Origin of the sequence: Tepidibacillus infernus, from assembly GCF_048898065.1 — a bacterium.
Taxonomy (GTDB): Bacteria; Bacillota; Bacilli; order Tepidibacillales; family Tepidibacillaceae; genus Tepidibacillus_B; species Tepidibacillus_B infernus.
Genome location: NZ_JBLWFI010000001.1, coordinates 2,210,691 through 2,218,067, shown reverse-complemented (window position 1 = coordinate 2,218,067; position 7,377 = coordinate 2,210,691). Strand labels below are relative to the sequence as shown.

General features: G+C 40.3%; 10 protein-coding genes. All 10 read left to right on the top strand.

Annotation, left to right across the window (positions count from 1 at the left end; translation table 11 throughout):
• Positions 1-25 precede the first annotated feature (25 nt).
• Entirely contained in the window at positions 26-241 is a 216-nt protein-coding gene (atpE, locus tag TEPIDINF_RS11080; protein ID WP_069798331.1) for a F0F1 ATP synthase subunit C, read from the top strand.
• A 92-nt stretch (positions 242-333) separates the two neighbouring features.
• Positions 334-819 (top strand): F0F1 ATP synthase subunit B, encoded by a 486-nt coding sequence (gene atpF / locus TEPIDINF_RS11075; protein ID WP_069798333.1) that lies wholly within the window; start codon positions 334-336, stop codon positions 817-819.
• The gene (locus TEPIDINF_RS11070; protein WP_069798335.1) at positions 816-1,361 is read left to right on the top strand and encodes a F0F1 ATP synthase subunit delta; all 546 of its coding nucleotides are present in this window, start codon (positions 816-818) and stop codon (positions 1,359-1,361) included. Before atpF ends, TEPIDINF_RS11070 begins: the two co-directional genes overlap by 4 nt.
• A gap of 16 nt (positions 1,362-1,377) precedes the next feature.
• Positions 1,378-2,895, top strand: a complete 1,518-nt coding sequence (gene atpA, locus TEPIDINF_RS11065; RefSeq protein ID WP_068726629.1) for a F0F1 ATP synthase subunit alpha — start codon at positions 1,378-1,380, stop codon at positions 2,893-2,895.
• 67 nt (positions 2,896-2,962) lie between these two features.
• Positions 2,963-3,826, top strand: a complete 864-nt coding sequence (atpG, locus tag TEPIDINF_RS11060; protein WP_068726627.1) for an ATP synthase F1 subunit gamma — start codon at positions 2,963-2,965, stop codon at positions 3,824-3,826.
• A gap of 27 nt (positions 3,827-3,853) precedes the next feature.
• The gene (gene atpD / locus TEPIDINF_RS11055) at positions 3,854-5,260 is read left to right on the top strand and encodes a F0F1 ATP synthase subunit beta (protein ID WP_068726624.1); all 1,407 of its coding nucleotides are present in this window, start codon (positions 3,854-3,856) and stop codon (positions 5,258-5,260) included.
• Between the two features lie 31 nt (positions 5,261-5,291).
• Entirely contained in the window at positions 5,292-5,696 is a 405-nt protein-coding gene (locus tag TEPIDINF_RS11050; protein ID WP_068726622.1) for a F0F1 ATP synthase subunit epsilon, read from the top strand.
• Between the two features lie 299 nt (positions 5,697-5,995).
• Positions 5,996-6,367, top strand: a complete 372-nt coding sequence (locus tag TEPIDINF_RS11045; RefSeq protein WP_068726620.1) for an NADH-quinone oxidoreductase subunit A — start codon at positions 5,996-5,998, stop codon at positions 6,365-6,367.
• The gene (locus TEPIDINF_RS11040) at positions 6,358-6,882 is read left to right on the top strand and encodes a NuoB/complex I 20 kDa subunit family protein (protein ID WP_069798339.1); all 525 of its coding nucleotides are present in this window, start codon (positions 6,358-6,360) and stop codon (positions 6,880-6,882) included. The genes TEPIDINF_RS11045 and TEPIDINF_RS11040 overlap by 10 nt, the downstream gene beginning before the upstream one ends.
• On the top strand, positions 6,875-7,375 hold the full coding sequence (locus tag TEPIDINF_RS11035) for an NADH-quinone oxidoreductase subunit C (RefSeq protein ID WP_069798341.1): 501 nt from the start codon (positions 6,875-6,877) through the stop codon (positions 7,373-7,375). Before TEPIDINF_RS11040 ends, TEPIDINF_RS11035 begins: the two co-directional genes overlap by 8 nt.
• The last annotated feature ends 2 nt before the right edge of the window (positions 7,376-7,377 follow it).

Sequence of the window (7,377 nt, the reverse complement as noted above, 5' to 3'; positions counted from 1 at the left end):
TTAATTTTTAAGGAGGAAATTTTTCATGGAAATATTAGCAGCAGCAATAGCTATTGGTTTGGCGGCTTTAGGAGCAAGTCTTGGAAACGCATGGGTTATTCAACGTACAGTAGAAGGGATTGCTCGTCAGCCTGAATCTAGAGGTTTCTTACAAACCACAATGTTTATCGGTGTAGGTCTAATCGAGGCATTACCTATTATCGTAGCTGTATTTGCATTTATTATTCTATTCACAAGATAATGTGACATTTAGATAAGTTGGTAGGGGGGGATAAGTCCCCGCCTTCCTTTTTCGTATCCCGTTTTTACTTATTTGTGAAGGGAGTGACTTTTGTGGAAATTGCTTTAGGCAGTTTTTTCATCCAGATTATAGCCTTTGCCTTATTATATCTCCTGTTAAAGAGATATGCATTTGGTCCATTGGTTAAAGTGATGGTCCAACGACAAGAACGCATCCAAAATGAAATCAAAATGGCAGAAAAAAATCGCCAAGAAGCTGAACAATTGATTAAAGAGCAAAACGAAGCCATCCAAAAGGCAAGAATTGAAGCTCAAGAAATAATTGAGCGTGCTCGAGTTTCTAGTATAAAACAAGCAGATGAAATTATGGAAACTGCAAAACGCGAAGCAGAGCGGATGAAAGATCAAGCGATTCAAGAGATTCAACTTGAACAAGAAAAGGCCGTAGCAGCTTTACGTGAGCAAGTAGGCTCCTTATCCGTATTGCTAGCATCCAAAATTATTGAAAAAGAACTTGACACAAAAGAACAATCTAAATTGATTGATGAGTTTATGAAACAAGTAGGGGAAAGCCTATGATGAATAGCCTTGTTGCAAAACGTTATGCGAAAGCGTTATTTGAAGTAGCAAATTCAAAGGGGTTATTAGATCAAGTAGAAGAAAATTTAAAACTCATTTCAAAAGTATTCAATGAGACAGAGGGTTTTCTCTCCTTTTTGCGCCATCCTTTAGTTGAAGGAGAAAAGAAAAAACAGATCATCGACAATGCTTTTGGTGAATCGATTGATCTGATTACAAAAAATTTCCTTTTTCAGCTTGTAGACAGTGGACGAGAAGAATATCTTGAAGGCGTCTTACAAGAATATATTAAACTAGCAAATGAGGTACGCGGGATAGCAGACGTCACTGCAATCACCGCCGTACAACTTGCGAGGACTGAAAGAGAAGAAATCGAACACTCACTTCAGAGAAAATTTGGGAAAACAATTCGCTTACATAATATCGTTGATCCAACGATTGTAGGCGGAATGATCATCCGAATAGGAGACCGTCTATACGATGGAAGCCTTAAAAAGAAATTACATGAGATAAAAAGAAGCCTTGTGGCATCGCGAGTTTAAAGATAGGGGTGGAAAAATGAGTATCAGACCTGAAGAAATCAGCTCGCTTATTAGACAGCAGATTGAATCATACCGATCAGAAATTGAAATTGCAGACGTTGGTACTGTGATTCAGGTAGGGGATGGAATCGCCCGTATTCATGGTCTTGAACAGGTAATGGCCGGTGAACTATTAGAGTTTGCTAATGGTGTCATGGGAATGGCTCTTAACCTTGAAGAACATAACGTGGGTGTCATTATCCTCGGTCCATATACAGAGATCCGCGAAGGAGATCAAGTAAAACGTACAGGACGTATTATGGAAGTACCTGTTGGAGAGGCATTACTTGGCCGGGTTGTGAATCCACTTGGACAGCCAGTAGATGGACTTGGCCCAATCCAAACAACAGAGTATCGTCCAATTGAATCACCAGCACCTGGTGTTATTCATCGTAAATCTGTTCATGAGCCAATGCAAACAGGAATTAAGGCGATTGATTCCATGGTACCAATTGGTCGTGGACAGCGGGAGTTAATCATCGGAGATCGCCAAACAGGTAAAACTGCCATTGCGATTGATACCATTATCAACCAAAAAGGCCAAAATATGATTTGTATCTATGTTGCAATTGGTCAAAAGCAATCTACTGTGGCAGGAGTAGTGGAAACACTACGTAAACACGGTGCAATGGATTATACGATTGTAGTTACTGCTAATGCCTCTGAACCAGCACCACTCTTGTACTTGGCACCTTATGCAGGAGTCTCAATGGGAGAATACTTTATGTATAAGGGGCAACATGTACTCGTTGTATATGATGACTTATCAAAACAAGCAGCCGCTTATCGTGAGCTATCACTATTATTACGCCGTCCACCAGGTCGTGAAGCTTATCCTGGAGACGTATTCTATCTTCATTCACGCTTACTTGAACGTGCTGCAAAATTAAGTGATGCATTAGGTGGAGGATCATTAACAGCCCTTCCATTTATCGAAACACAAGCAGGAGATGTTTCTGCTTATATTCCAACAAACGTGATTTCGATCACAGATGGCCAAATTTTCCTTGAGTCTGATCTTTTCTATGCAGGTATGCGACCAGCAGTTAGTGTTGGTTTATCTGTATCTCGTGTAGGAGGAAGCGCTCAGATTAAGGCGATGAAAAAGGTAGCAGGTACATTGCGTCTTGACCTTGCACAATACCGCGAATTAGCAGCATTTGCTCAATTTGGGTCAGATTTAGATAAAGCAACACAAGCTCGTTTGACACGAGGCGAGCGTACAATGGAAATCTTGAAGCAAGACCAATATCAACCAATGCCTGTTGAAAAACAAGTTGTTTCTATTTTCTCAGCCATTAAAGGATTTTTAGATGACGTTCTTTTAGAAGATGTAAAACGTTTTGAAAAAGAATTGTTAACCTTTATGGATACTTCGCATCCAGAAATTTTAGCAACGATCCGTGAAACAAAAGACTTAGCAAGTGATACAGAAGAAAAGCTTTCTCGTGCCATTGATGAGTTTAAAAAGACTTTTGTTCCTTCAAAATCATAATTCCAATTTCGACTTCCTGAACAACTTTGCATCGGCAAAATTGTTTGTTAAGGTGGTGAACTAAAAAATGCAAGGAATTCGTGAAATAAAGCGTAGAATCAGAAGTGTCCAAAGTACGAAACAGATTACTAAGGCGATGAAGATGGTCGATGCGGCGAAATTACGCCGTGCGCAAGAAAGGGCAGAAAGTTCACGCCCTTATGCAGAGAAAATGAAAGAAGTAATCGCTGCACTTGCCGCAGGAACAGATCAAGTTGACCACCCTTTACTAGAAGTTCGCGAAGTAAAGAAAACAGGCTATTTAGTCATTACTTCTGATCGTGGATTAGCAGGTGGTTATAATGCAAATATTTTACGTAAAGTAACCATGGCGATCAAAGAAAGACACAAATCCGTAGATGAATATGTTATCTTCGTAATTGGTCGTAAAGGACGAGACTTCTTTAAGAAGCGTAACTATCCAATAATTGGTGAAATCGTAGGACTTTCTGACTCGCCAACTTTTGCTGACATCAAAAACATTGCTAGAACAGCAGTGAATATGTATGCAGAGGGTTTATTTGATGAATTATACCTCGTTTATAACGAGTTTATAAGTGCGATTCAACAGGTTCCTACGGAAAAGAAATTACTTCCTTTGGTGGATTTAGAGGAAACAAAGGAAGGATCAGCGACTCAATATGATTTTGAGCCTTCTGCCAAACAAGTGCTAGGAAGTTTATTGCCACGTTATGCTGAAACACTAATCTATAGTGCCTATTTGAATGCAAAAGCAAGTGAACATGGTGCAAGGATGACAGCAATGGGCAATGCAACAGATAACGCAGAAGAAATGATTCAAACCTTAACACTGAACTATAACCGTGCTAGACAGGCATCGATTACACAAGAGATCTCTGAGATCGTTGGTGGTGCCAACGCTTTATCCTAATTTTTATAATCGTAAGGAGGTACATCGATGAACACAGGGCGCATCGTAGCAGTAATGGGTCCAGTTGTAGACATAGAATTTGAACGTGGCTCATTACCTGAAATTTATAATGCGATTACTATTAAACATAAAGCGCAATCTTCTGGTGAAAAAGACATTGACCTTGTCGTTGAAGCAGCTCTTCACTTAGGAGATAATGTGGTTCGTTGCGTTGCTATGGCATCCACGGATGGACTAGTCCGTGGATTGGAAGCGGTAGATACAGGAAAACCTGTCAATGTTCCTGTTGGACGGGCAACATTAGGGCGTGTATTTAATGTGTTAGGGCAGCCTGTAGATGAAGCTGGCGAAGTCAACGCTGAAGTATATCATCCAATTCATCGCAAGGCACCCGCATTTGAAGAATTATCTACACAAGAAGAAATTCTTGAAACAGGGATTAAAGTGGTTGACCTACTTGCACCTTATGCAAAGGGAGGTAAGATTGGACTCTTTGGTGGTGCAGGAGTAGGAAAAACCGTTTTAATTCAGGAGTTAATTAACAATATCGCTCAAGAACATGGTGGTCTATCCGTCTTCGCAGGGGTTGGTGAACGGACTCGTGAAGGGAACGACTTATACCATGAAATGAAGGACTCTGGCGTTATCAGTAAAACATCGATGGTATTCGGTCAGATGAATGAGCCACCTGGGGCACGTTTGCGTGTAGCATTAACTGGTCTTACCATGGCTGAATATTTCCGTGATTATGAAGGTCAGGACGTTTTATTATTCATTGATAATATCTTCCGCTTTACCCAAGCAGGTTCTGAAGTGTCAGCACTATTGGGGCGTATGCCATCTGCCGTTGGTTATCAACCCACATTAGCAACAGAGATGGGTCAATTACAAGAAAGAATTACGTCTACAAAGAAAGGATCTGTTACATCGATTCAAGCGATTTATGTGCCTGCGGACGATTATACTGACCCAGCGCCAGCGACCACGTTTGCTCACTTAGATGCGACCACCAACTTGGATCGTAAAATTGCTGAGCTTGGAATTTATCCCGCGGTGGATCCATTAGCTTCTACATCACGTATGCTTTCACCTGCAATCGTTGGACAAGAACATTATGAAGTGGCTCGTGGCGTGCAAAAGATCTTAGCACGTTATAAAGAACTTCAAGATATCATTGCGATTTTAGGTATGGATGAATTATCCGATGAAGATAAACTAACTGTAGCTCGTGCTCGTAAAATTCAACGTTTCTTATCACAGCCATTCCACGTAGCTGAACAATTTACAGGAATCTCTGGGAAATATGTACCAGTAAAAGAAACGGTTCGTGGATTCAAGGAAATCTTAGAAGGCAAACACGATGATCTTCCAGAAGCAGCTTTTCTTTATGTGGGAACCATTGAAGAAGCTGTGGAAAAAGCGAAGAAAATGTAACAGGACCCCTGATGAAGGGAAGGATGAATAAATGAGTACGATTCGATTAGAAATCGTGACGCCTGAGCGTAAGGTGTATAGTGATGATGTCAACATGGTGATTGTAAGAGGGGAAATGGGTGAACTAGGAATTCTCCCGAAACATGCTCCTTTTGTAACACCTCTTGTCATTTCTCCTGTTCGCATTAAGAAAGATGGCAAAGAACAGCTCATTGCGATCAGTGGAGGATTTTTGGAAGTAAATGAGAACAAAGTAATTATTCTCGCAGAAACAGCGGAGCTTCCTGAGGAAATTGACGTGAATCGCGCAATCGCTGCAAAGGAAAGAGCGGAGAGTCGTTTAGCCACAACAGGAAAAGAGGACTGGGACTTTAAACGTGCTCAAGCCGCTTTACAGCGTGCGTTAAACCGTATCCGTGTATCAGAAAGAAAATAAACATCAAAAGCAGTTCTCGTTCGAGGACTGCTTTTTCACCGCATATTTTATTTAAAGAAATGCACGGACAACGGAGCGCGTTGGAATATACAATACCGATCATAATTTTTTTTGTAAAACATAAATATGTAACGTTAAGTTAAGCACATTGTGAGGCAATACACAAATAAATTAGAAAAATTTCTATGAAAAAATAGTGGAATTTAGTATTATAGAAGATGGAAAAGCAATTTGTTCACTAATTTGTCATGGTGGACAAAGGTTAAGATATTAAAATTTTTTGTGGAGGGGAAGTGTAGATGGAGCAGATTTATGGCAACAGTTATCTAATGATGGCTATCTTCCTTCTTTTAGGGATCTTCTTGCCATTTGCTACGATTTGGGTCATTGGTCCGTTTTTAAGACCACATAATCCTACTAAAGGAAAGACATCAACGTATGAAAGTGGTATTATCCCTACAGGAGACGCCATGGTCCAGTTCAATGTCAGATACTATCTTTTTGCATTATTGTTCGTAGTGTTTGATGTTGAAACCGTATTCCTTTATCCTTGGGCCGTCGCATTTGATAAACTAGGTCTATTTTCATTGATTGAAATGACGATCTTTATCTTTATGCTTGTGGTTGGCCTTGCATACGCTTGGAAGAAGAAGGTGTTAACATGGGAATAAATCTTGAAGGTATCACACCAGAAGAACAACAAGAATTAGAGCGTAATGTGTTATTAACCACATTAGAACAAGTAAAAGGATGGGCGCGTAGTAATTCACTATGGCCATTAACATTCGGTCTTGCTTGTTGCGCGATTGAAATGATGGGAACAGGTGGTTCACACTATGATTTTGACCGTTTTGGTGTTATTTTCCGTGCATCACCACGTCAATCAGATGTCATGATGGTAGCTGGAACAGTAACAAAGAAAATGGCTCCACTTGTCCGCCGCTTATATGAACAAATGCCAGAACCAAAGTGGGTCGTAGCAATTGGGGTATGTGCAACAGCAGGTGGTCCATATGTCAACTCATATTCAGTGGTCAAAGGGGTTGACCAAATTGTCCCGGTTGATGTATACATTCCTGGTTGTCCTCCAAGTCCTGCAGCCATTATCTATGGTGTAAACAAATTACAAGAAAAAATTCGTTATGAAGCGAAGACTGGAAAGAAGGTGCCAATCGAAAATGTCTGATGAAGTTAAAGTACCTTCACCTAATCAGCCAAAGCTTGATGCGTATATTAACATCATTACAGAGCAAGTAGGCGAGGAAGCGATAAAAGAATCATTTATCAATGAGCCAAACGCTCATATGCCTGTATTGGTGATCGATAAAGAATACTGGCATGATGTTGCAAAGCTTCTACATAGTCATGACCAGATGAAGTTTGACTATCTTATGAATCTAGCAGGTGTTGACTATGAAAAATATATGGAAGTAGTCTATCACTTTTATTCTTATTCTCGCGATGAATACTTAACAGTAAAAGTACAAACAGAGCGCGATGGTGGGAGTGTACCGACAGTAATGGATATTTGGGCAACAGCAGATTGGCATGAAAGAGAAGCCTATGACTTGTTAGGAATAGGATTTACCGGACGCCAAATCTCTCGTATCTTACTTCCAGATGATTGGGTAGGACACCCATTAAGGAAAGATTACAAGCCATACGATGAGGAGGTGTAAAA

Coding starts and splice junctions, on each gene's coding strand:
- atpE (WP_069798331.1), top strand. CDS start 26: ATGGAAATATTAGCAGCAGCAATAGCTATTGGTTTGGCGGCTTTAGGA.
- TEPIDINF_RS11070 (WP_069798335.1), top strand. CDS start 816: ATGATGAATAGCCTTGTTGCAAAACGTTATGCGAAAGCGTTATTTGAA.
- atpA (WP_068726629.1), top strand. CDS start 1,378: ATGAGTATCAGACCTGAAGAAATCAGCTCGCTTATTAGACAGCAGATT.
- atpG (WP_068726627.1), top strand. CDS start 2,963: ATGCAAGGAATTCGTGAAATAAAGCGTAGAATCAGAAGTGTCCAAAGT.
- atpD (WP_068726624.1), top strand. CDS start 3,854: ATGAACACAGGGCGCATCGTAGCAGTAATGGGTCCAGTTGTAGACATA.
- TEPIDINF_RS11050 (WP_068726622.1), top strand. CDS start 5,292: ATGAGTACGATTCGATTAGAAATCGTGACGCCTGAGCGTAAGGTGTAT.
- TEPIDINF_RS11045 (WP_068726620.1), top strand. CDS start 5,996: ATGGAGCAGATTTATGGCAACAGTTATCTAATGATGGCTATCTTCCTT.
- TEPIDINF_RS11040 (WP_069798339.1), top strand. CDS start 6,358: ATGGGAATAAATCTTGAAGGTATCACACCAGAAGAACAACAAGAATTA.
- TEPIDINF_RS11035 (WP_069798341.1), top strand. CDS start 6,875: ATGTCTGATGAAGTTAAAGTACCTTCACCTAATCAGCCAAAGCTTGAT.